The organism is Novosphingobium olei, assembly GCF_012927405.1.
Classification (GTDB): Bacteria; Pseudomonadota; Alphaproteobacteria; order Sphingomonadales; family Sphingomonadaceae; genus Novosphingobium; species Novosphingobium olei.
In genome coordinates this window covers 37,960-58,891 of sequence record NZ_JABBGM010000002.1, presented here as the reverse complement: position 1 = coordinate 58,891, position 20,932 = coordinate 37,960, and the positions used below count along the sequence as shown (strand labels likewise).

The following is a 20,932-nucleotide window of genomic DNA, read 5'->3' as shown; positions in this document are numbered from 1 at the left end:
CCTTCAGAAAATCTGCGGTTCAGGGGGCAGAAGGGGGTCGACGATCGAGGTGGCGGGTGGCTGCTTCGAAGCAGGCGCCGATCGTGAGGAGGCTCTGCTCGTCCTGTGGGCGAGCGATCAGTTGCAGGCCCATCGGCAGGCCGCGGGCATCGTGCCCCATCGGCGTTACCAGCGCGGGCAGGCCGAGATAGGACACCGGGCGGGTCAAGGCGGACAATCCGCCGACGACGCGGTCCATCGCCGGGCCGGAATCGGCTTCAACCGCACTGGCGATCGGCGTCACCGTCCGCATCGCGGGGGTGGCGATCACGTCGCACAGGCTGAACGGCCCGGCGAGGACGGCAGCGAGATGCGATCCGCGCAAGCGCCGGGCAAGGACATGGTGCACCGCCGGAATCGCGAGCCCGTGCAGCAGACGGTTGCGCACCTGCGGGCCATAGTCGCCGGGTCGGTCGCGCAACCACGAGAGATGCTGGGCGGCCGCCTCCGGCGCCCAGACCAGCGCGGCCATCTCGGCGTATTGCTCGCCGTCCGGAAAGGCCACATCGACAACGCGCGCGCCAAGGTCGGCCAGGCAACGCAGGGCGTCATCGAAGGCCGTGGCCACCGGCGGATCGAGATCTTCGGCAAAGTAGCCGGTCGGCCTGCCGATGGTGATGCCGCGCAGGTCCTGCGCCAGCGCGGCTTCATAGTCGCATGCGCCGCCCGTCAGCACGCCTAGCAGCCGCGCGACGCTGCGCGACGAGCGCGCCAGCGGGCCGGCGGTGTCGAGGCTTTCGGACAGCGGCATCATTCCGTCCTGCGGCAGCAATCCGTGGGTCGGTTTCAATCCCACCACCCCGCAAAGGGCGGCGGGCAAGCGAACCGAACCGCCCGTATCGGACCCGAGCGCGCCCGCGACGATGCGCGCGCCCACCGCCGCGCCCGATCCGGACGATGAGCCGCCGCTGATGGCCGCAGGGTTCCAGGGATTGCCGCAGCGGCCGAGATGGGCGTTGTGCCCCGTGGGTCCCATCGCGAATTCGGCCATGTGGAGCTGTCCGATCTCGATCGCCCCTGCGACATCGAGCCGCTCGAGCAACGAGGACGTGGTCGTCGCCACGAAGTCGCGACGGATGATCGAGCCGCACCCGGTGACGCGGCCGGCGCGGTAGAACATGTCCTTATGCGCCAGCGGCACCCCATGCAGCGGCCCGCTGACGCCCGAGGCGGCGCGGCGGCGGTCCGCGGCGCGCGCCGCCTCTAGAGCGCCTTCGGGATCAAGCCGGACGACGGCGTTGAGAGCGGAATGTCTCGTCGCCGCTTCGAGCGCGGACGACGTTGCGGCCTCTGCCGTCACGTCTCCCGCGGCGATGGCATCTGCCAGCGCGACCAGGTCGAGGTCCGCCAGCGCGTCGCTCATCGGCGGACGAGCCCGTCGAACAGGCGCTGGGGCCGGTCGAAGAACGAAGGCGCGCCATCGCTTCCGGCTGCTTCGAGCGCCCGGGTGACGAGCGCCTGATCGGCCTGCCAATGCAGCCGCAGGCGCTCTTCGTCGCCGGGAAGCGCGGTTATCCCCAACGCTTCGACAAGCCAGGTCTTCGGTTCGGTCACGCCCGCATGCCCTTCAGGCTTACGAGGTACTTCCACGCGGCCGTAATTTCGTTGAGCGGATCGACCGGCTGGTCGAATTCGACGAAAGCATGCTCGATGCCGGCCTTCTCGCTCGCCGCGATGAGGCGGGGAAAATTCTCGACCCCGGTGCCTGGGATCGCGATCCGGCCGTCCGCCGTACGGTCCTTGAGGTGGGTCATCCGGTAGCGCCCCGGGAACCGCTCGAGATAGGCGACCGGGTCGGCCCCGGCGGCCGTCATCCACATGAAATCGAGCTCAAGCTTGACGAGGTCGGGGTCGGTTTCGATCACCATGCGGTCGTACCCGGGCATGCCGTCGATGACCGCGAATTCGAGGTTGTGGTTGTGGAACGCGAACTGCAGACCCGCGCTCCGGCACAGCGCCCCCGCCCTGTTGAACGCCGCAATGTGCTGCTTCAGTTCGGCAAGGCCGTATTGCTTCTGCCAGTTGGTCTGCCACGTGATGTATCGCTGGCCGAGCCTGGTGGCCCGCTCGATGGCCTCGGCGATGAAGCGGTCGACCTGGGCGAAGTCGAACGCGATCGCAAAGCGCCGGACGATCTCGTCCCACGACAGGCCGCCGCGATTGTAGAGCGAGAAGTCGCGATAGAGGTTACCCGGCATGAGGTGCTGGGAGGGCGTGGTCAGCCCGTGCCTTGCCAGCGCGTCGGCGACCTGGGCGGGATCGCGGTCAAATGCGCCGACCGTCTCCACTTCGCGGTAGCCGATCGCCGCAACCGCCGCGAGTGTTCCATCGAAATCCTGATCGAGGAGTTTCATCACCGTAAACAGCTGAAGCCCCGGACGCATCGGCGACGGCGCCGGCCCCGCGCCACCGGAAACAGCGGGCAAACTTGCACAACCGGGCAGCAGCGACGCCGCAGCCAAGGCAGCGCCGGATTGACAGGACAACGACAGGAAACGACGACGGTGCATGCAAACCCTCAAATGGAAACGTTTTCATTTTGAGGGTTGGATCGGTCAAGTCAAGGGCAATACGCGAGCGTCTTTAAAAGGGTTGGCCGGCAACCAACTTGTCGGCTGGCTCACATGCGAGGGGTTGGCGCGGCGGTGCTCCCCCGAACGATCAGCCGGTGCGGCACCACGACCTCGCGCCGCGCGCCGTCCGGATCGATCGCAAAGTCCAGCATAAGCCGCATCGCTTCCTCGCCGATCTGCTCGTTCGGCAAGGCAATCGTCGTGAGACCGGGATTGGCGAATTCGGCAAAGCGCAGGTTGTCGATGCCGGTGACGCTTATATCGTCCGGAACACGCAGGCCGCGGGCCGCGATCGCGTGGATCGCCCCAAGCGCCATTTCATCGTTCTCGCAAAGAATCGCCGTGAACTTGCGCCCGGAATCAAGCAGGGCGTTTGCGCCCGCGACGCCCGACCGGAGCGAGTAATCGCCCCCGACGACAAGTGCGTCATCCTCTTCGATCCCGGCGCGCCGCAATCCCAGCCGGAAACCGCGCTGGCGATCGCGGCTCATTCGCTGTGCCGATGGCCCCGACAGAATGGCGATCTGGCGATGGCCGAGCGATGCGACATGTGCCGCGATTTCGGCCGCGGCCTCGAGGTCGTTCACCCTGACGCGCGGCTGGTCGACCGCGCTGTCGTATTCGCAGGCAAGAACGATCGGCAACGGGTCGTCGCCCGGTGTCTGTCCTGCAAGGGCCGAAGGCGAGATCACGTCAAGCAGGATCAATCCATCCGCCTGCTTGCCCGCGATCATTTCGTAATGCCGGTCGAGCAGATCCTGCCGCCCTTCGGTCAGCGCGAGCAGCACTTTGGTGCCATTTTCGCGCGCGACGTTCTCGACACCCTGGACGAAGGCCGATGTGAACGGATTGTGGATGCTGGGCACCGCGATGATCACGGCATCGGCCTTCTGTCGCCGCAACGACGCGGCAAGCATGTTCGGCTTGTAATCAAGAGCTTCGATCGCATCACGGATCTTGAGCGCGGTCTTTTCCTTGACGAGATTGGGCTGGCGAAGGGCCCGGGAAACGGTCGCGATCGAGACACCAGCTTTGGCAGCAATGTCCTTGATGTTGGACATGCGCAGTCCTTCACATGAGAAAACGGAACTTCACCTTGCCGATTGCCGCTCGCCCCGCAAGCCTGCCGTGATCCGAAAAAGGAGGGAAGAACCAGGAATGAAAATGTTTACATTGCAGTTTTCCGGCCATAGCTTCGGCTCGCCATGACAAGCGTTGCCACTTCTGCTCCTTCGCCAGCTCATTCGCTTTCCCGCCGCGAATTGCTGTGCGGCACCGCGGCTGTTGGCGCCCTTGCCCTCGCCACGCCCCGAATCGCGCAAAACGCCGCGATCGATCCTGCCGATCTCACGCCGCTGATCGACGAAGTCTCCGATCTCGTCCTGCCCGGATCGCGGGTCGCAAGACCGGGCGCATTCATCGCTTCGGTCTTGCCCTCGCGCTGGCGCGGCCTGACCGTCGACGATGTCCAACGCGTAGGCAGGTGGCTTGATCAGGCCGTGCAAGGGCAGTTCCTGAGACGTGATCTCGCTCAGCGCTACGCCGCGCTGGCGTCGCTTGACGCCGCAGCCTTCGGAAGGGCGCCCGCGGCAAGCCGCGCGGTCGATGCAGAGACAGGGCAGTCCTGGCAGACCTTGAAGCGTGCCGTGCTGACGGCATGGTACACCTCCGAAAAAGGTGGCGCCGGCGATCTTGCGTTCCAGCTTGTCCCGGGCCGCTGGGACCCGGATTTGCCGATCGGCGATCATCCCCATCCTCTTTCCAACGACTGGCTGGCGATCTGGTTTTCATGACCGACACATTTGACGCGATCGTAATAGGCTCGGGCATCTCCGGCGGCTGGGCCGCCAAGGAGCTGACCGAACGCGGCCTGAAGGTGCTGATGATCGAGCGGGGCCGTGCCATCGAGCACCAGGCCGATTATGCAAACGAGCTGAAGGCGCCGTGGGAGATGCCGTTCCGCGGCTATGGCGATCAGGACCTTCTGGATCGTGAATATGCGGTGCAGCAGAAGGGCACCAATTTCGACGAATACACGATGGACCACTTCGTCAACGATGCGGACCATCCCTACCAGACCAGCAGCGACAAGCCCTTCCAGTGGCGGCGCGGCTACCAGCTGGGCGGGCGCTCGCTCACCTGGGGACGGCAGTGCCAGCGCTGGAGCGACTACGACTTTTCTGCCAACGCGCGCGATGGCCACGGCACGGACTGGCCCATCCGCTATGCCGACATCGCGCCGTGGTATGATCATGTCGAGCGCTACATCGGTGTGAACGGCAGCCACGAAGGCCTGCCGCAGCTTCCCGACGGGGAATTCCAGCCGCCCATGCCGCTAAGCGCGGGCGAGAAGGCTCTCGCGAGCCGGATCGCCGCAGCCTACCCCGACCGTCGGCTGATCCCGGGGCGTTCGGCCAATCTAACCGTCGCGAAGGAGGACGAAGGCCGCGCGCAGTGCCAGTACCGCTACCTCTGCGCGCGCGGCTGCAGCTATGGCGCCTACTTCTCGACGCAGAGTTCGACCCTGCCGGCGGCACGCAAGACCGGACGCCTCACGCTTCAGACCGACATGATCGTGGAACGGATCGAGCATGATCCGAAGACGGGGCGAGCGGTGGCGGTTCACTGCATCGACGCCCGCACGCGCGCGCGCCATCGCTATGCGGCGCGAATCTTCTTCCTCAACGCCTCCTCTTTCAACTCCGTCGGCGTGCTGCTGCGTTCGTCGAGCGAAGGCTTTCCGCAAGGGCTTGCCAACCGCAGCGGCGTGCTGGGTCGCTTCATCATGGACCACGCGACGGCCGTGGCCGGGATCGCGACGGCGCCGGGGCTCGAGGACAGGACGTACTTCGGCAACCGGCCATCCAACTTCGTGATCCCGCGTTTCCGCAACCTCGACACCGCCGATCCCCGCTTCGTGCGCGGCTACAGCTACCAGGGCGTCGGCATCCGCGCCAACTGGCCGCGCGGCGTGCACCTGCCCGGCGTCGGACCGTCCCTGCGGCGCGAGCTGGCGTCACCGGGTGAATGGCGGATCTTCATGGTCGCCTTCGCCGAGTGCCTGCCGCGCGCGGACAACCGGGTGACGCTGTCGAAGGCGACCGATGCATGGGGCATGCCGCAGCTCGATATCCGCCTGCACCAGGGCGAGAACGAACGCGCGCTTCTTTCCGACGCCGCGAGCGAGGCACGCGCGATGCTCGGCCTGCTGGGTGGCAGCATTCTCGCCAGCGTTGCCGAACCGGATCTTGCCGGGTCCGCCGTCCACGAGATGGGTGGCGCGCGCATGGGCCACGATCCGGCGACCTCGGTGCTCAACGCGCACAACCAGGCGCACGACGTGCCCAACCTGTTCGTCACCGATGGCGCAATGATGGCCTCGTCGGCCTGCCAGAACCCGTCGCTGACGTACATGGCGTTGACCGCGCGCGCCGCAGCGTACGCGGTCGAACAGATGCAGGCTGGCAGGTTGTGATCGCGCGCCCGTTCAAACCCTTCGCAAGAGCAGCCGGATGACCAGCATCGACCAGGCCTTCAAGCTCGCGATGCGGCGCCTTGCCGCAAGCGTGAACATCGTGACCATGGCCGGACCGCAAGGCCCGCTGGGAATGGCGGCGACGGCGGTCTGTTCGCTTTCGACACAACCCGCCAGCCTGCTCGTCTGCGTCAACACGTCGGCGTCGATGCACGCCGATCTGACGGCAACCGAGGCTTTCCGTATCGCGATCCTGCACCAGGATCAGCAGGCCATCGCCGGTGTCTTTGCCGATCCCGACCGCAAGGCGGAGCGCTTCGCCGGCCCCCATTGGCGCTTCGACGCAGCAGGCATCCCGCTACTCGAAAATGCGCAAGCTTCGATCCTGTGCAAGCGCGATGCGACTTTCGCCTATGGCACGCACAGCATCATCGTGGGACGCGTTGATTCTATCGAAATGCGGGACGATGTCTCGCCGCTCGCCTGGTGCGATGGCCGCTTCGCCACCGTCCACCCTGTGCATCCATAACGGCGCGACATTTCAGACATAGCCTGTCGCGGGGGCGAGCTTCGCTACGCTCGAAACTCTGTCCAGATCGAAGACAGCCGCCATCACAGGCATCTGGCGTCATGAGGCGCGCTCCCCAGAATCGAGCGGCGAGCAGTATGGGGGACCTGCTCGCCGCTGTCTGGCCGTCGGCCCACTCGTGCCGGGAGAGAAGCACGAGCGGGCCGTGGCCAGGAACCGTAATCAGAAGGCGTAGGAAAGCCGTACGCCCCAAGTCCGCGGATCGGCGAACTGCACCAGGTAACCACCGGCATAGCCGGCTTCTTCCGACGTCGTCAGGATAACCGAGTCCTCGATGTTGCGGACGTAGGCCGAGACCGACAGCCCCTTCTTCGCATCCGGCGTGTAGGTCAGCATGAAGTCGGTCTTGGTGTAGCTGTCCTGCTTCTCGGTCTCGAAGTTGCGGAAGGTGAAATACGACTTCGACTGGTAGCGGCTCTGAATGCGCGCGGTGACCTTGCCATCGCCGATATGGAAGTCGTGGCTGTAGCCGCCCGACAGCGACCACTTCGGCGCCTGTGGCAGGACGTTGCCCGCATACTGGACCCCACCAGTGTAGAAGTCCTTGTACTTCGCGTTGAGGTAGGCGGCCGTCAGGTCGATCTGGTCGTCTGGCGTCGCGCGCCATGTGGTTTCGAGCTCGCCGCCATAGATCCGGGCCTTGCCTGCGTTGAAGACGCGCGAGATCGCCGTGACGGGATCGTTCTGCTGCACCTGCAGATCGACGTAGTTGTACAGGAAGCCCGACAGGTTCACTTCGAGCGTGCGGCCGAAGAAGCGGTTCTTTACGCCAGCCTCGAACGCGCGAATGGTTTCAGGGCCGAAGGTGAAGCCGTTCTGGAAACCGCCCGCCTTGAAGCCAGTATCGTACTTGGCATAGACGAGATTGTCCGCCGTCGCCTGCCAGTTGATGCCGATGTGGTAGGTGTCCTTGCCGCCTTCATACTTCGCGTTCACCGCGGTGTAGGTTCCGGCAATGATGTTGTAGCCGACCTGGCTCTTCTTTTCCTTGGTGTAGCGCGCGCCCGCTTCGATCTTCAGCCCCGGGGTGATCTCGTACCAGGCCTGGCCGAATGCGGCATAGGACCGCGAGCCGGTGTCATAGTCGAATGTGTAGAAATTGAAGGGCGTCGCCCCGCCGAGGACCTGGAAGTAGGTCAGCGCCTGACCCTGCTCCTTGAAATAGTACAGGCCAGTCTGGAAGCCGAACGGTCCCGACAAATTGGAGGCAAGGCGCAGTTCGTGGTTCTGCGTTTCGGTCTTGCCGTCGGTCGGGAATGCATAGTTGAATGCCGTGCCGCCATCCTGATCGTTCGACCGGCGCAGCTTCTGGTCGCGATAGCCGCCGAAGTAGGACAGCGTGACCGGGCCCGCGTCATAGTTGAAGTTCCAGCGCGCATTCTTGATCGTCAGATCGATGTAGCCCTGGTTGTTGAGCTCCCACTTGCGGTCCGACCCGATCTTGAGTTCGCCATTCACCACGTCGCTGTACGGCACGCCCTTCAGCACCGCCCCTACCCCGCCGACGTGTGTGTATTCGCCGGTCAGCAGCGCAGTGAATCCGGTGCCGGCAGGTTCATAGGCGAGGTGGACGCGCGCGGCCTGGCTCACGTCGTCGTTGCCGCCCTTGGTCACCACGCCGCTGTTGGAACGCAGCGAGCCGTTGTCGCGGTAGGGATCGCGCTGGTGCACCGAGAAGGCGGCGCGCAGCTTCAGCGAGTCCGACAGCGGCAAGTTGATCATGCCCTCGCCGATCAGCAGATTCTTGTAGCCGTATTCCAGCGCAACATTGCCCTCGAGCTGGTCCTTCGGCTTGGCAGTCTGGATGTTGATCGCACCGGCAGTGGCGTTGCGACCGTAAAGGGTGCCTTGGGGGCCCCGCAGCACTTCGATCCGTTCGAGATCGAAAAAGCCGACGTTGAGTGCGGTCCCGTTCTGAAGATAGAAATTGTCGATACTGAGCGCGACGGCGGGATTGCCGGTCTCGGTGTAGTCGCGGCTCGAAACACCGCGGATCGTGATCAGCGTGTTCTGGTTGTTCTGCGCGATGTTCAACGTGGGCGCGACATTGGTCAGGCTGTTGACGTCCGACACGCCGTTCGCGGTCAGCTGGGCGCCGGTCGCCACCGTCATAGCGATCGGAGTCTTCTGCGCGGTGCTCTGCCGCTTTTCGGCAGTGACCACGATTTCACCCAGACCACCCTCGGAAGCGCCCACGGCTGCCTCCTGCGCGTGAACGGCAGGTGCGGCGAGCACGAGGGCTGCGGCCACTGCCGCTACCGACACGCTGTTTCCAACGAGAATTCTGGCAACCATCTTCGAGACCCCTTCTTCTCACGCGCAGCCAGCGCGCCCCTGCCTGTCTTGGCTTCACAATCGTCGTAAAACGTTTTTACCGCTTTATTTGACGCCGCCCACGGCGGCTGGCCAAACAGAGCTCATTGCCCCGAACGCATCCGCAATAACGCTGGCTCATCCGCGGCAATGTTCGATGATAACGTTTTCATTCTTGAAGCTATCGCGTTTGTGACGGATTGCAACATCCAATTTGGGGGACCTGCCACCCTTTTTATGTCGCTTACCTGCCCGAACCACTGGATGGGCCGCTTTCCATGAGGTCGCGCAGGTCGGTCGCGGTTGACAACGTCGAATTATGTAAACATTTACATCAAAACACTTCGGATGAGGGAACCATGCCACGCCAGCGCCTGTTCAGCCTGTCATTCGCGGCGATCACCGCAACGTCGTTCTGCTTCATCCTGCGGGCGCTGGTCGTCGACCAGTGGGGTAGCGCGTTTGCCCTGAGCGAGACGCAGAAGGGCGAGCTGCTCGGCGCGGGTCTGTGGCCCTTCGCCATTACCATCGTCCTGTTCAGCCTCGTCATCGACCGGGTCGGCTTCAAGGCGACCTTCTGGTTTGCTGCCCTGTGCCACGCAGGCGGACTGCTCGTCCTGCTAACGGCGACTGGCTACGGTCGGCTCTATCTGGGCACGTTCGTGATGGCTTTGGGCAACGGTGCGGTGGAAGCCGCGGCCAACCCGCTGATCGCGACCCTGTTCCATGAGGACAAGCCTCGCTGGCTCAATCGCCTCCATGCAGCATGGCCCGGCGGGATGATCGCGGGGGGCGTGCTCGCCATGGCTCTGGGTGACGCCACCGCCTGGCAAGTGAAGGTCGCGCTGATGGCACTGCCGGTCCTTGCCTATGCTGCGATGCTGCCATCGGCCCGCTTTCCATTGAGCGAGCGAGTCGCCTCGGGCGTATCCTATCGCGAGATGCTGGCAGAGGCCGGATGGGGCAGCGCCCTCGTGATTGCCACGCTGATCATGCTGGAGATCGGCCGCCTGCTCGCGCTCTCGCCCTTGGCCGTGCTGGCGGCAGTCGCGGTGCTAACCGGGGCGTTCGCCGCCTTTGCCCGCAGTGCCGGACGCCCGCTCTACATCGTGCTCGTGCTGCTGATGATCCCCCTCGCAATTACCGAGCTTTCGACCGACAGCTGGATCAGTTCGCTGATGGAGCCGCAGATGCACGCCCTTGGCCTTCAGGCCGGCTGGGTTCTCGTCTATGCGTCGCTGGTCGTGTTCGGCATCCGCCTCATTGCAGGCTCGGTGATCGCGCGCCTCACCCCGCTGGGCACCCTTGCGGCAGCTTCTGCGGTCACGGCCGTCGGCCTGCTTCTACTCGCGGGCGCGAACGGACCGGCGCTCCTTCTGGCGGCCACCGTGTACGGCATCGGCAAAAGCTTCTTCTGGGGGACCAGCCTTGCCATTTCCTCCGAGCAGTTTCCGCGCGGCGGGGCGGTGACGATGAACATCGTCGCCGGCGCCGGCATGCTTGCCGCCGGGATCATCGGTTCTGCCCTGCTCGGCACAGTGCAGGACATCGGCACCGCACGAGCGATCGAAGCTCACGATCTCGCGCAGGGAACCGCGCTGTCGCATCGATACCTCACTACCCGCGCCGGCGCGCTCACGGGAAGCTACCGCGCGCTAGACCCGACCGCTGCCGCGGCGGCACCGCCTCCCGACGCGGAACTGCTGGCGTCGATCGGCGGCGCGGCCAAGAAGGACGCGTTGCGCACGGTCGCGGTTCTCCCGGCCTTCATGCTGGCTAGCTATCTCGGCCTCATCCTGCTGTTCCGCCGCCGCGGCGGCTATCGACCGGTCGTCCTGCCCGCGAACGCGCCGGAAGCCGGATGATGACGGTACCGCCGACCTCTGGCCTTTCCGCGCCCGTCCGCCTCGCGATGGTGGGCGGTGGTCCCGGCGCCTTCATCGGCCCGGTCCATCGCATGGCCGCGGAGCTGGATCGCAAGGTCGAACTGGTAGCCGGTGCCTTCAGCCGCGATCCTGACCGATCCCGCGCTGCCGGCGCTGCCTGGGGACTTGATCCCGCAAGGTGCCACAGCGACTACCGCGCCCTTTTCGCGGCCGAGGCAACGCGACCGGACGGCGCGGAACTGGTCGCAATAGTCACGCCCAACGCAACCCACTTCGCCATCGCCAGCGCCGCGCTGGAAGCAGGCTTCCACGTCCTTTCCGACAAACCGGCGACGGCCACGCTCGATGAAGCGATCGCGCTGCGTACCCTCGCCGCACGCGCTCATGCGCACTACGGCCTCACCTTCACCTACACCGGATACCCGCTTGTGCGGAGGATGCGCGAACTGGTGGCGCAAGGCGCCATCGGCGCGGTGCGCAAGGTCGTGGTCGATTACACACAAGGCTGGCTGTGGCGCCCCCTCGAAGCAGAGCAGGACCAGAAGCAGGCAGGTTGGCGCACCGATCCCGGCCAGGCGGGCGTCGGGGGATGCGTCGCCGACATCGGCGTCCACGCATTCAATCTTGCCGAGTACGTCGCGGGGCTGTCCGTGACCGACCTGTGTGCCGACCTGTCCAGCATCGTTCCCGGCCGCACGCTCGATGACGATTGCAACGTGCTGCTGCGTTTCGCCAACGGTGCGCCCGGGGTGCTCCATGCATCGCAGGTCGCTACCGGTGCGCGCAACGGCCTAACGCTCAAGGTCTGGGGTGAAACCGGGGGGCTGATCTGGCGACACGAAGCCAGCGAGGAGCTCGTGCTCGAGCGGCCCGGGGAACCGACGGCGACCTATCATGCCGGCGAAACCAGTGCCGGCCTTGCCAGCCCGCGCCTTCCTGCCGGGCATCCGCAGGGCTTCATCGAGGCGTTCGCCAATATCTACAGCGATTTCGCTGCTGGCATTCGCGCGGGCTTACCCTCGCCCGACGTCCCGGGCATCGTCGATGGCGTGCGCAGCATGGCTTTCATTGCCAAGGCGCTTGAAAGCGCTCGCGCCCGTGAATGGCGCGCCCTGAGGGAGGACTGATGCGCACGATCAAGGGCCCCGGCATTTTCCTCGCCCAGTTTGCAGGCGATGCGGCCCCGTTCAATTCGCTCGACGCGATTGCCGACTGGGCTGCTGCGCTTGGCTACAAGGGTCTGCAGCTGCCATCGAACGATACGCGCCTGTTCGATCTGGCGCTGGCCGCGCAGAGCCAGGACTACTGCGACGAAGTGACGGGCAAGCTCGCCGCCAAGGGCCTTGCCATCACCGAGCTGTCGACCCACCTACAGGGCCAGCTGGTGGCGGTGCACTCTGCCTACGATGCGCTGTTCGATGGCTTCGCCGCTCCCGAAGTGCGCGGCAACCCGCAGGCGCGGCAGGCCTGGGCGGTAGAGCAGATGGGCCTTGCCGCCGTTGCAAGTCGCCGCCTTGGCCTTACCACCCACGCCAGTTTCTCGGGCGCGCTCGCCTGGCCCTATTTCTATCCCTGGCCGCAGCGCCCGGCGGGGCTGGTGGAGGACGCGTTCGACGAGCTCGCGCGGCGCTGGAAGCCGATCCTCGATGTGTTCGATGAAAACGGCGTCGACATCGGCTTCGAGATCCATCCCGGCGAGGATATTCACGATGGCATCACCTTCGAGATGTTCCTTGCGCGCACCGGCAACCACCCGCGCGCCAACATCCTCTACGATCCCAGCCACTTCGTGCTGCAGCAGCTCGATTACCTCGCCTTCATCGACATCTACCACGAACGCATCAAGTGCTTCCACGTGAAGGACGCCGAGTTCCGCCCCTCGGGCCGCATCGGCGTCTATGGCGGTTACCAGAACTGGGTCGATCGTCCCGGCCGTTTCCGCAGCCTGGGCGATGGGCAGGTCGATTTCGGGCAGGTCTTCAGCAGACTCGCCCAGTACGACTACGCCGGCTGGGCCGTGCTCGAATGGGAATGCGCACTCAAGCATCCCGAACAGGGCGCGGCCGAAGGCGCGCCGTTCATCGCACGCCACATCATCCGCACCACGGACCGCGCCTTCGACGATTTCGCCGACAGCGGCTCGTACCGCGCGCTCAACCGCAAGCTGATGGGCTTCTGATCATGGCTGTCGACTAGCCAGACAGCTTGCCCCTTCTCGCACAGGCGGCGCTCTGGCCTGATGCCACAGCAGTACCTCATGGTTGCGGCCCCGTGCGATCTGAAACCGCACGGGGCCGCAATATCCGCTGTCGTGGTCGGAGCCCTAGATCGCGGGAAAGTCCACTTCGGTTTCGGCCACATTGTTGATGAGGTTGGTGAAGAAGTTCTCGGCGACGACCGCCACGATCTCGACGATCTGCGCGTCGCTGAACCCGGCATCGCGGATCGCTGCGAGGTCATCGGCAGTCACCTTGCCCCGGGCCTCAGCCACCTTGCGGGCGAAGGCAGCAGCGGCCGCGGCGTGGGGATCATCCGACATGCCTTGGCGCGCAAGCTCCACTTCCTCCCGGCTCAGCCTGGCGAAGGTGTGGCCGGTGAAGGTGTGGGCTGCATCGCAGTATTCGCAGCCGTTTACCGCCGCCACGGCCAGGGCAATGCGTTCGCGGGTCTTGAGGTCGAGCGCCTTGCCGAGGCCCTGGTTCAGCGCTGCATGGGCAGTGATGACGGCGGGGCTGTTGGACAGTACTCGAAAGAAGTTGGGCACCCGGCCGAGCTTGGCGTTGATGGCCTCAAGCGTGGCTTGCGATCCTGCTGGAGCCGCAGCCGTTTCGGGGATGACGATACGGGACATGATGATTTCCTTTCGATTTTGGTGGAGCCGCCCGCCACTCAGGCGCCGGTCGGGATGGGGTTTTCGACAAGGCTCTGGTTGAAGGCTTCGAACAGGGCGTGCTCGCCCGCTCCGGGGTTGTCCCGCATCGCCTTGATGCCATCGACGATCACCTCGGGCGCATCGGTTGCCAGCGCTACCAGTGTCTGCTCGATGAAATCAGGCAGCGGCATCGCGCGCGGATCGCCGCTCCTGTAGATCAGGTCGGTATCGACCCACGGCGGTGCGATCTCCTGCACCCGCACCCCGGTGCCGCGCAGCTGGAACCGCTGCGACAGCGCGTAGGAATGGAGCGCGGCCTTGGTGGCGGAATAGATCGCATTGCTGGCGATGGGCACGAAGGCAAGCACGCTGCTGGTATATAGCACGGTCGCTTCCGCCTTGGTCTTCAAATGCTCGATCAGGGCGGAGGTCACCCGGATCGGGCCAAGCAGGTTGGTGGTAATCAGCTCCTGCGCCAGATCGTCGTCCACCGGCCCGCTCACGTCGTCGAACGGCATGAAGCCTGCGTTGTTGAACACGACGTTGAGGTCGGGGAAACGACGGGTCAGCTCGCTTGCGGCGTCCCGGATGCTGTCGAGGCTGGTCACGTCCAGCTGGATCGAGGCCATGCCCGGGTTGGCGGCGGTCACCTCGTCGAGCAAAGCGGTGCGGCGGCCCGAGATGATCACCTGGTTGCCGAGCTTGTGGAGCGCCTCGGCCAGGCCGCGGCCGATACCGCTGGTGCCGCCGGTGATGAAGATGGTGTTTCCGGTGAGTTTCATGGGATTGGACCTTTGATTGGGAGAGGATGACAGGGGGGAGGGATCAGGCCGCGACGCCGAAACGCGGGGCGGACCGGGTGGCGGAAAGCTGAGGGCCGAGCGCGGCGCGGGCAGCCTCGAAGGCGTTCCACAGTTCGATGTCGCGCAGCGCCGGGATCGTGGCGATCTCGCCCTGATCGAACCCGGCCAGCGCCGCATCCACCATGTCTTCGGCGTCCATGACGATCTCGGTCGGCAGATGCTCGACCGGCAGCCCGCCAAGCGCCCAGAAGTCAGTGCGGGTGGCGCCGGGCAGCACGGCCTGTGCGCGGATGCCCTTGTCGGCCAGTTCGTGGTTGAGCGAGGTGGTGAAGGCCTGGACGAACGCCTTGGTGCCGCCATAGACGCCGTTGAGCAGCTCGGGAGCGACCGCGACGATCGAGGCGATGTTGATCACCGCGCCGCCGCCGCGCGCCACGAAACCCGGGACCACAGCGTAAGTCAGCCGCATCAGCGCCGTGACATTGAGCTGCACCATCGCCGCCATCTTCTCGACATCGCTTTCCAGCAGCGTGGTGTGCGTGCCGATCCCGGCGTTGTTGACCAGCGCGGTCACGCTGGCATCTTCGCGCAATACCTTTTCCACCCGGGCGAGATCGGCTGCATCGCCGAGGTCAGCGGCCAGCACTTCGACCGATCGGCCGGTCTTGTCCGAAATCTGTGCGGCGAGCGCCTGCAGCTTGTCCTTGTTGCGGGCGACGAGGATGAGGTCGTAGCCGCGGGCAGCGAGGCGGTCGGCATAGATCGCGCCGATGCCGGTCGATGCGCCGGTGATGAGAGCGGTTCCCTTGGAAGCAGTGGTCATTTTCGTTGTCCTTTTTGGTGTCGGGGAGAGCACCATCGCTCTCGACACGAACCTTATGGACGCGAACCGTCATGGCTGATATGACGTATAAGCTACGTTTTTAGGACATTACGCACGGAGGTCGCATGCCACACGTTTCCATGGTGCTCACCCCCGGCTTCCAGTTCCTGGCATTGGGCGTGCAGGCCGCATTCGAACTCGCCAATGTCGTCAAGGGTGAGCCCTACTACACCCTGTCGATCGCTTCGGTCGCAGGCGGCCCGATCACCTCGTCCAGCGGCTTTGCCGTGCCCACCGTGCCACTGGCAGATGTCGGGCAGGTCGATACCCTACTGCTGCTCGCCGGCCTGCAGCCGCCGCCCCGGCAAGACGAAGCCACGCTTGAAACCCTGCGCACCATGGCACGCGAATCCCGGCGCGTGGCAGGGCTTTGTACCGGCGCCTTTCTGCTAGGACAGATGGGGCTGCTCGATGGCCGCCGCGCCACAACGCACTGGTCCTATGCCCGCCAGATGCGCGAGGACTTCCCCAACGTGCGCGTCGAGGACGATCGCATCTTCGTCAACGAGGGCTCGGTGTGGACCTCCGCAGGATTGACGGCGGGGCTCGACCTAGCTGTCGCCCTGATCGAGAAGGATCTGGGGCGCGACGTGGCCGGTGCCATCGCCCGCCGCCTTGTCATGCACCATCGCCGCGCCGGGGGCCAATCGCAGCACTCCGAGCTGCTTGAACTGGCCCCGAGCAGCGACCGCATCCAGAAGGCCGTGCTCTTTGCCAAGGCTCACCTTGCCAATCCGCTGACGGTGGAGGAACTGGCCGAAGTCGCGGCGCTATCCCCGCGCCAGTTCGCCCGCGCCTTTCGCGCGGAAACCGGGCAAACGCCGGCCAAGGCTGTCGAGCAGATGCGGCTCGAGGCTGCGCGCCTGATGATCGAGGAAACCCGCCACCCGATGGACCAGATCGCGCGCGAGGCCGGCTTCGTCGACATCCGCCGCATGCGCGAGGCGTTCATGCGCCAATATGGCCAACCACCGCAGACCCTGCGCCGACAGGCCAAGGTGGCTTGAACGGGCCTTGCCCTGTGCGGACCTGTCATCCGACAGGAGTAGGAAGGAGCGAGCGTTCGGGCTGCAGCCAGGAAGCTCGGCCGGGAAAGAGAGCTCACGGCGCACGTCCAGGAACTAGACTTGCGCTCCCCGGATTCAGGCCACGACAAGCCATCCGGCAAAGGGACATCGTGTTCGCCCAAGCACCCAAAGGTGCCCGAAGGCAAAGATCAGTGTTTCGTGCTGACTGTCTGGTGCGCGACGCAGTCTGTAGCGGACCGATCTCAGACGGCAAATTCCCTGATCTAGCGAAAGTTGCAGGGAATTTTCGGATTTTGCTGCTTTCGATCGGTCGAGCGGCATAACGCGCCCGCAGAAAACTGCAGCCTCAGCATCAAAATTCCCGCGATTGCGGCTAGGGAATTCGGCGCTCACTATAGGGAAACAGCACGTGCGGTAACGTCTCTTCTTCAAGCGCAATGGAGGGCCCGAATCTCAGCAATTGACGGAGACGTGGAAACGTGAGAGGCTAAATGTAATTCCACATTTGGAGCCGCGCGTGCCTCAGACCTTGCCCGATCTTGATTTGTCCTACGGCCAAATGCTCTGGGCGATCGGCGAAGGTCAGGAGCCAGACTCTGTTCGGCGCGACCAGTCACGCTATCTACGCCGGTTAGGGATACCATCAAGCGCACAAACCCCGAGCGGGTCGGGGTATCACCTGCGGTACAATTTCTACGACTTGGTCGAGACGGCTGTTGCTTTACGGGCGCTGAGCCTTCGCTCCCGGCCCAAGGACATAGCAGCTGTTCTTGTCAACGAGCGCGAAGAATTCCGCAAGAATGTCAAAAAGGCTTGGTTCAACCTCCCCGATAACGTGCTGAGCCAGCCCTGGGTCAAAAGCCGTGGCAAGCAGCGCCCATTGCTCGGGGATAGTTACTTTGTGCGGGTGCACGATCGGCGTAGCGAAAAGTGGGGCAAACTCGATGTCGCCTGGTTGGATGATAAGGCCCTTAAGGTGGAGCTCTTCGATCCAGTCGAACGATTTCCCGATGGCGAAAGTCGAGCTTTGATCCCGCTGAGCCGGCTGATGATCGTGTGTACCGCATGGGCCCTCGAGGTATCCAACAGCTAGAAAGATAGATCTATCCGCCGCCAGGACCGAGAGGCTTTGCACATATAAATGTAATTTTACACAAGGAGCACCGACTGTGATTTCTGCAGCATTCTCTGAGCTTCGGCAGAAGATTGAATATCTTCCCTTAGCTTCCCTAAAGCCCGATCCCCTCAACCCTCGCCTTCATCCTGCCAGTCAGATCAAAGCTCTTGCTCGAGCGATCGCCAAGTTTGGATTTCTCGGTCAGATCCTCGTCGATGACGAAAACACCATCATCGCGGGACACGGCAGAGTTGAGGCGGCGAAGTCGATCGGGATGACAGATGTCCCGACCGTGCGAGTCAGTCACCTAACGCCGGGCGAGCGCCGTGCATTCATGCTGGCTGACAACAAGCTCGGCGAGATGAGCAATTTCAGCGAAGACCTGCTGATCGAGAACTTCAACCTTTTGCAGCTCGAGCCAGACGTTTTTGATCTTGAGCTGACCGGCTTTTCGGTCGGGGAGATCGACGTCTTGCTCGATCAGCCAGCAGCCCCTGATGCGGCTGACCCGGACGACGCGCTGACAGATACCAAGCCAGTCTCACCAATTAGTCAGCTGGGCGATCTGTGGCAGCTTGGCGCCCATCGTCTCGCGTGCGGCTCAGCCCTTGAAGCGGACACCTGGACCAAGCTCATGAACGGCGAAAAGGCGGTCATGAGCATATCGGACGTTCCGTATAATGTACCGATTGCCGGGCATGTGTCCGGGCTCGGAAAAATTCGGCACGGCGATTTCGTTATGGCCAGCGGCGAGCTCGACAGCTCCGGCTTTCAAAGCTTTCTGGAAACAAGCTTTCACCACCTCGCAAAGAACTCTGTGTCCGGTTCGATGCACTACACGTTCATCGACTGGAGAAGCCTGGGAGAAATGCAAGCAGCCGGCAACGCAGCGTTCACCGAACTCAAAAACATGGTGGTTTGGGACAAAGGTGTTGGCTCGATGGGCTCGCTATATCGCTCCGCTCACGAGCTCATCTTCGTATGGAAATCTGGACGCGCCAAGCACATCAACAACGTAAAGCTAGGCAAATTTGGCCGAAATCGTGAGAACGTCTGGCGGTATCCAGGCATACGGTCCTTCCGTCATTCCGACGAAGGCGACCTCCTCGCGCTGCACAGCACGCCAAAACCTGTCAGAATGATTGCCGATGCAATCTTGGATGTGTCGAAGCGTGGCGATCTCGTTCTTGACGCCTTTATGGGCTCGGGCACGACCATCATAGCCGCCGAGCGCGTTGGTCGGCGCTGCTACGGTTGCGAGCTAGATCCCGCCTATGTCGACACAATTATGGCCCGCTTCCAACGTCACAGTGGCGAAGACGCGATCCACATCCCGACTGGTCTGACTTTCCAACAAGTCACTGCTGAACGTCGCTCGATCAAAGCTGGAGAGCAAAACCATGTCAGTCAGTGAACCTTACGCGGTGGGCTACCGCAAACCGCCCCTTCACACCCGCTTTCAGAAAGGAACCTCGGGTTTCAAAGGACGCAAACACCGGAAAAAGGCCTCGCTCGCAGAGCAGCTTGACGAGCTGCTAGCAGAAACGTTGGTGGTCAACGAAGGAGGAAAATCTAAGCGTATGACCACTGGGAAAGTCTTTCTTCGACTGCAAATGAAGAAAGCACTTTCGGGTGATCGTCATGCTGCAGCGCTGATCTTTGCCTTTATGCGTGAGCAGAGCAATGGGTCTTTCGATGTAGCCCAAGCAAGCTCGGTCGATGATCACTTGATGAGCGAGCTTATTCAGATGCTCAACCAGTCCGCTGAAACGGATCAAGATGGCTGCGCCTGATCTGAACCTTGCAACGGAACACCTGCGCGCTTTTTCGCGCAGGTCGTTTCCCTTCTTTTGTCGGGGCGCGATGAAGGCATTGCTCCCAACGACGACCATTCTTTGGCACCCTTATCTGGACCTCATTGCATCGCGTCTGCAGGACGTCATCGATGGAAAACGCCGACGACTGATCATCAACGTGCCGCCGCGATACGGCAAATCGTTGGTTTGCTCTGTAGCTCTCCCCGCCTTCTTGCTTGGTCGCAATCCGCACGCCCAAATCATCAATGCCACCTATGCCAATGATCTCTCCAAGAAGATGTCGCGTGACACGCGCAGACTGATGGAAACAGCCTGGTACCAGGAAACTTTTCCCACCCGCCTTGCCAGCAAGCGCGAGAGCCTTGGTGAACTGCAGACGTCCTGCGGGGGATCTCGGCTCGCCACGTCGGTCGAGGGGACCTTAACTGGCCGCGGTGGCAACCTAATCATCGTTGATGATGCCCTCAAACCGAGTGAAGCGCGTTCCTAGGCGCGGCGCCGATCAACCAACGATTGGTTTGATGGCACAGTTACCTCGCGGCCCAACAACAAGGAAACCGATGCAATCGTCGTGATCATGCAGCGCCTCCATGAGAACGACCTGGTTGGCCACCTGCTGGAACGCGGTAACTGGGAGATACTGTCTCTGCCCGCTATCGCTGAGGAGGACGAGGAGTGGGTCTACGATATTGGATTGGGGCCATGCACGTGGCGGCGCCAAACCGGCGAAGCTCTCCATCCGGCACGCGAGTCTCTGGCAACGCTTGCCGAACAGCGCGCCAGCATGACGAGTTATGACTACGCTGCGCAATACCAACAACGACCCGCACCCGCCGGCGGCGGAGAAATTCGGCCCGAGTGGTTCGGCACTTACAGCTTACAGAGCCCTCCCCCATTTATCCGCAAGATCCAGTGTTGGGACACAGCAGCAACGGATGGCGCTCGTTCTGACTATTCGGTGTGCGTGACCTTGGGAGAAGCGCGCGATCGCCAGTTCTATGTTGTGGACCTGTATCGCGGCCGGCTGCTCTATCCCGAACTTAAGCGCAAGGCACGTGAACTCGCCGAGCTCCACAGCGTTGACCAAGTCGTCATTGAAAAGTGCGCCGCCAGCGAGGCGCTCATCGAAGAATTACGCCGCGAAGGATACCAGCGGATTCACCCCGTCAAGCCCAAAGGCTCGAAATACGAACGGATCCTGGCACGCACGGCACTGATCGAGGCTGGCCGCGTTTGGCTACCCCAGCATGCCCATTGGACTGCTGATTTTCTACACGAGGCTGCCATGTTCCCTCATGGAAAGCACGACGACCAGCTCGACGCGCTAGCATACGGGCTTCAGTGGCTTACGGAATATTCAGGGGCAGCTCATTGGCTCGCAACCATGGAGGAAGTTGAAAGGCGCCGCGCAGAGCAGTGGTAGCAACCTATCTCTGCCACCTTCACTATTAACACAAATTTCACCGCACGAAAAGACGCGAATTACTTAACGACTAGATTTCGGAAGTAAAATTCATTTGCTAGTACATCGCATGTT

Annotated in this window: 20 protein-coding genes; 12 read left to right on the top strand and 8 right to left on the bottom strand. The window is 63.3% G+C overall.

Features of this window, described 5'->3' with window-relative positions:
- Positions 1–19: 19 nt before the first annotated feature.
- The 4 genes from HHL27_RS04290 to HHL27_RS04275 form a co-directional block, all read right to left on the bottom strand.
- Positions 20–1,402, bottom strand: a complete 1,383-nt coding sequence (locus HHL27_RS04290; RefSeq protein ID WP_169492169.1) for an amidase — start codon at positions 1,400–1,402, stop codon at positions 20–22.
- Entirely contained in the window at positions 1,399–1,593 is a 195-nt protein-coding gene (locus HHL27_RS04285; protein WP_169492168.1) for a hypothetical protein, read from the bottom strand. The genes HHL27_RS04290 and HHL27_RS04285 overlap by 4 nt, the downstream gene beginning before the upstream one ends.
- On the bottom strand, positions 1,590–2,393 hold the full coding sequence (locus HHL27_RS04280; RefSeq protein ID WP_169492167.1) for a sugar phosphate isomerase/epimerase family protein: 804 nt from the start codon (positions 2,391–2,393) through the stop codon (positions 1,590–1,592). Before HHL27_RS04280 ends, HHL27_RS04285 begins: the two co-directional genes overlap by 4 nt.
- A 266-nt stretch (positions 2,394–2,659) precedes the next feature.
- A complete protein-coding gene (locus tag HHL27_RS04275; RefSeq protein WP_169492166.1) occupies positions 2,660–3,673 on the bottom strand; it encodes a LacI family DNA-binding transcriptional regulator in 1,014 nt (337 codons plus the stop codon).
- Positions 3,674–3,817: 144 nt separating this feature from the next.
- Here HHL27_RS04275 and HHL27_RS04270 point away from each other — a divergent pair, with 144 nt between their 5' ends.
- Genes HHL27_RS04270 through HHL27_RS04260 form a run of 3 tightly spaced genes read left to right on the top strand, consistent with a single transcriptional unit; the run spans position 3,818 to position 6,616 of the window.
- Positions 3,818–4,405 (top strand): gluconate 2-dehydrogenase subunit 3 family protein, encoded by a 588-nt coding sequence (locus tag HHL27_RS04270; protein ID WP_169492165.1) that lies wholly within the window; start codon positions 3,818–3,820, stop codon positions 4,403–4,405.
- Positions 4,402–6,087, top strand: a complete 1,686-nt coding sequence (locus HHL27_RS04265) for a GMC oxidoreductase (RefSeq protein WP_169492164.1) — start codon at positions 4,402–4,404, stop codon at positions 6,085–6,087. Before HHL27_RS04270 ends, HHL27_RS04265 begins: the two co-directional genes overlap by 4 nt.
- Before the next feature lie 37 nt (positions 6,088–6,124).
- Positions 6,125–6,616 (top strand): flavin reductase family protein, encoded by a 492-nt coding sequence (locus HHL27_RS04260; RefSeq protein ID WP_169492163.1) that lies wholly within the window; start codon positions 6,125–6,127, stop codon positions 6,614–6,616.
- Positions 6,617–6,838: 222 nt separating this feature from the next.
- Here HHL27_RS04260 and HHL27_RS04255 read toward each other — a convergent pair whose 3' ends face one another.
- Positions 6,839–8,971, bottom strand: a complete 2,133-nt coding sequence (locus HHL27_RS04255) for a TonB-dependent receptor (RefSeq protein WP_169492162.1) — start codon at positions 8,969–8,971, stop codon at positions 6,839–6,841.
- A 377-nt stretch (positions 8,972–9,348) separates the two neighbouring features.
- Here HHL27_RS04255 and HHL27_RS04250 point away from each other — a divergent pair, with 377 nt between their 5' ends.
- The 3 genes from HHL27_RS04250 to HHL27_RS04240 are packed head-to-tail and all read left to right on the top strand — an operon-like array spanning position 9,349 to position 13,054.
- Positions 9,349–10,854 carry an MFS transporter gene (locus HHL27_RS04250; RefSeq protein ID WP_169492161.1) on the top strand — a complete coding sequence of 502 codons (1,506 nt, stop codon included), beginning with the start codon at positions 9,349–9,351 and terminating at the stop codon, positions 10,852–10,854.
- Positions 10,854–12,002, top strand: a complete 1,149-nt coding sequence (locus HHL27_RS04245) for a Gfo/Idh/MocA family protein (protein ID WP_169492160.1) — start codon at positions 10,854–10,856, stop codon at positions 12,000–12,002. Before HHL27_RS04250 ends, HHL27_RS04245 begins: the two co-directional genes overlap by 1 nt.
- Positions 12,002–13,054, top strand: a complete 1,053-nt coding sequence (locus HHL27_RS04240) for a sugar phosphate isomerase/epimerase family protein (protein WP_169492159.1) — start codon at positions 12,002–12,004, stop codon at positions 13,052–13,054. The genes HHL27_RS04245 and HHL27_RS04240 overlap by 1 nt, the downstream gene beginning before the upstream one ends.
- A gap of 144 nt (positions 13,055–13,198) precedes the next feature.
- Here the strand turns inward: HHL27_RS04240 and HHL27_RS04235 are convergent, their stop codons facing one another.
- From HHL27_RS04235 to HHL27_RS04225, 3 genes are read right to left on the bottom strand one after another with little or no spacing between them, the layout of a single operon-like run.
- Positions 13,199–13,726, bottom strand: a complete 528-nt coding sequence (locus HHL27_RS04235; RefSeq protein ID WP_169492158.1) for a carboxymuconolactone decarboxylase family protein — start codon at positions 13,724–13,726, stop codon at positions 13,199–13,201.
- Positions 13,727–13,764: 38 nt separating this feature from the next.
- The gene (locus HHL27_RS04230) at positions 13,765–14,529 is read right to left on the bottom strand and encodes an SDR family oxidoreductase (RefSeq protein ID WP_169492157.1); all 765 of its coding nucleotides are present in this window, start codon (positions 14,527–14,529) and stop codon (positions 13,765–13,767) included.
- Between the two features lie 43 nt (positions 14,530–14,572).
- A complete protein-coding gene (locus HHL27_RS04225) occupies positions 14,573–15,373 on the bottom strand; it encodes an SDR family NAD(P)-dependent oxidoreductase (RefSeq protein ID WP_169492156.1) in 801 nt (266 codons plus the stop codon).
- 125 nt (positions 15,374–15,498) lie between these two features.
- Between HHL27_RS04225 and HHL27_RS04220 the strand changes: the two genes are divergently transcribed.
- From HHL27_RS04220 to terL, 6 genes are all read left to right on the top strand, one after another.
- Positions 15,499–16,440, top strand: a complete 942-nt coding sequence (locus tag HHL27_RS04220; protein ID WP_240959373.1) for a GlxA family transcriptional regulator — start codon at positions 15,499–15,501, stop codon at positions 16,438–16,440.
- Positions 16,441–16,978: 538 nt separating this feature from the next.
- Positions 16,979–17,554 carry a hypothetical protein gene (locus HHL27_RS04215; protein ID WP_169492155.1) on the top strand — a complete coding sequence of 192 codons (576 nt, stop codon included), beginning with the start codon at positions 16,979–16,981 and terminating at the stop codon, positions 17,552–17,554.
- Between the two features lie 76 nt (positions 17,555–17,630).
- The gene (locus HHL27_RS22755) at positions 17,631–18,992 is read left to right on the top strand and encodes a DNA methyltransferase (protein WP_206069396.1); all 1,362 of its coding nucleotides are present in this window, start codon (positions 17,631–17,633) and stop codon (positions 18,990–18,992) included.
- Positions 18,979–19,371, top strand: a complete 393-nt coding sequence (locus tag HHL27_RS04205; protein WP_169492154.1) for a DUF5681 domain-containing protein — start codon at positions 18,979–18,981, stop codon at positions 19,369–19,371. Before HHL27_RS22755 ends, HHL27_RS04205 begins: the two co-directional genes overlap by 14 nt.
- On the top strand, positions 19,358–19,885 hold the full coding sequence (locus HHL27_RS04200; RefSeq protein ID WP_169492153.1) for a terminase large subunit domain-containing protein: 528 nt from the start codon (positions 19,358–19,360) through the stop codon (positions 19,883–19,885). The genes HHL27_RS04205 and HHL27_RS04200 overlap by 14 nt, the downstream gene beginning before the upstream one ends.
- 87 nt (positions 19,886–19,972) lie before the next feature.
- Positions 19,973–20,818: a phage terminase large subunit gene (gene terL, locus HHL27_RS04195; RefSeq protein WP_240959469.1), complete on the top strand. Its 846-nt coding sequence runs from the start codon at positions 19,973–19,975 to the stop codon at positions 20,816–20,818.
- The last annotated feature ends 114 nt before the right edge of the window (positions 20,819–20,932 follow it).

What these genes read in the sequence shown, in the direction of transcription:
- HHL27_RS04290 (WP_169492169.1), bottom strand. Translation starts at nt 1,402, where the DNA reads ATGAGCGACGCGCTGGCGGACCTCGACCTGGTCGCGCTGGCAGATGCC.
- HHL27_RS04280 (WP_169492167.1), bottom strand. Translation starts at nt 2,393, where the DNA reads ATGAAACTCCTCGATCAGGATTTCGATGGAACACTCGCGGCGGTTGCG.
- HHL27_RS04275 (WP_169492166.1), bottom strand. Translation starts at nt 3,673, where the DNA reads ATGTCCAACATCAAGGACATTGCTGCCAAAGCTGGTGTCTCGATCGCG.
- HHL27_RS04270 (WP_169492165.1), top strand. Translation starts at nt 3,818, where the DNA reads ATGACAAGCGTTGCCACTTCTGCTCCTTCGCCAGCTCATTCGCTTTCC.
- HHL27_RS04265 (WP_169492164.1), top strand. Translation starts at nt 4,402, where the DNA reads ATGACCGACACATTTGACGCGATCGTAATAGGCTCGGGCATCTCCGGC.
- HHL27_RS04260 (WP_169492163.1), top strand. Translation starts at nt 6,125, where the DNA reads ATGACCAGCATCGACCAGGCCTTCAAGCTCGCGATGCGGCGCCTTGCC.
- HHL27_RS04255 (WP_169492162.1), bottom strand. Translation starts at nt 8,971, where the DNA reads ATGGTTGCCAGAATTCTCGTTGGAAACAGCGTGTCGGTAGCGGCAGTG.
- HHL27_RS04250 (WP_169492161.1), top strand. Translation starts at nt 9,349, where the DNA reads ATGCCACGCCAGCGCCTGTTCAGCCTGTCATTCGCGGCGATCACCGCA.
- HHL27_RS04245 (WP_169492160.1), top strand. Translation starts at nt 10,854, where the DNA reads ATGACGGTACCGCCGACCTCTGGCCTTTCCGCGCCCGTCCGCCTCGCG.
- HHL27_RS04240 (WP_169492159.1), top strand. Translation starts at nt 12,002, where the DNA reads ATGCGCACGATCAAGGGCCCCGGCATTTTCCTCGCCCAGTTTGCAGGC.
- HHL27_RS04235 (WP_169492158.1), bottom strand. Translation starts at nt 13,726, where the DNA reads ATGTCCCGTATCGTCATCCCCGAAACGGCTGCGGCTCCAGCAGGATCG.
- HHL27_RS04230 (WP_169492157.1), bottom strand. Translation starts at nt 14,529, where the DNA reads ATGAAACTCACCGGAAACACCATCTTCATCACCGGCGGCACCAGCGGT.
- HHL27_RS04225 (WP_169492156.1), bottom strand. Translation starts at nt 15,373, where the DNA reads ATGACCACTGCTTCCAAGGGAACCGCTCTCATCACCGGCGCATCGACC.
- HHL27_RS04220 (WP_240959373.1), top strand. Translation starts at nt 15,499, where the DNA reads ATGCCACACGTTTCCATGGTGCTCACCCCCGGCTTCCAGTTCCTGGCA.
- HHL27_RS04205 (WP_169492154.1), top strand. Translation starts at nt 18,979, where the DNA reads ATGTCAGTCAGTGAACCTTACGCGGTGGGCTACCGCAAACCGCCCCTT.
- HHL27_RS04200 (WP_169492153.1), top strand. Translation starts at nt 19,358, where the DNA reads ATGGCTGCGCCTGATCTGAACCTTGCAACGGAACACCTGCGCGCTTTT.
- terL (WP_240959469.1), top strand. Translation starts at nt 19,973, where the DNA reads ATGCAGCGCCTCCATGAGAACGACCTGGTTGGCCACCTGCTGGAACGC.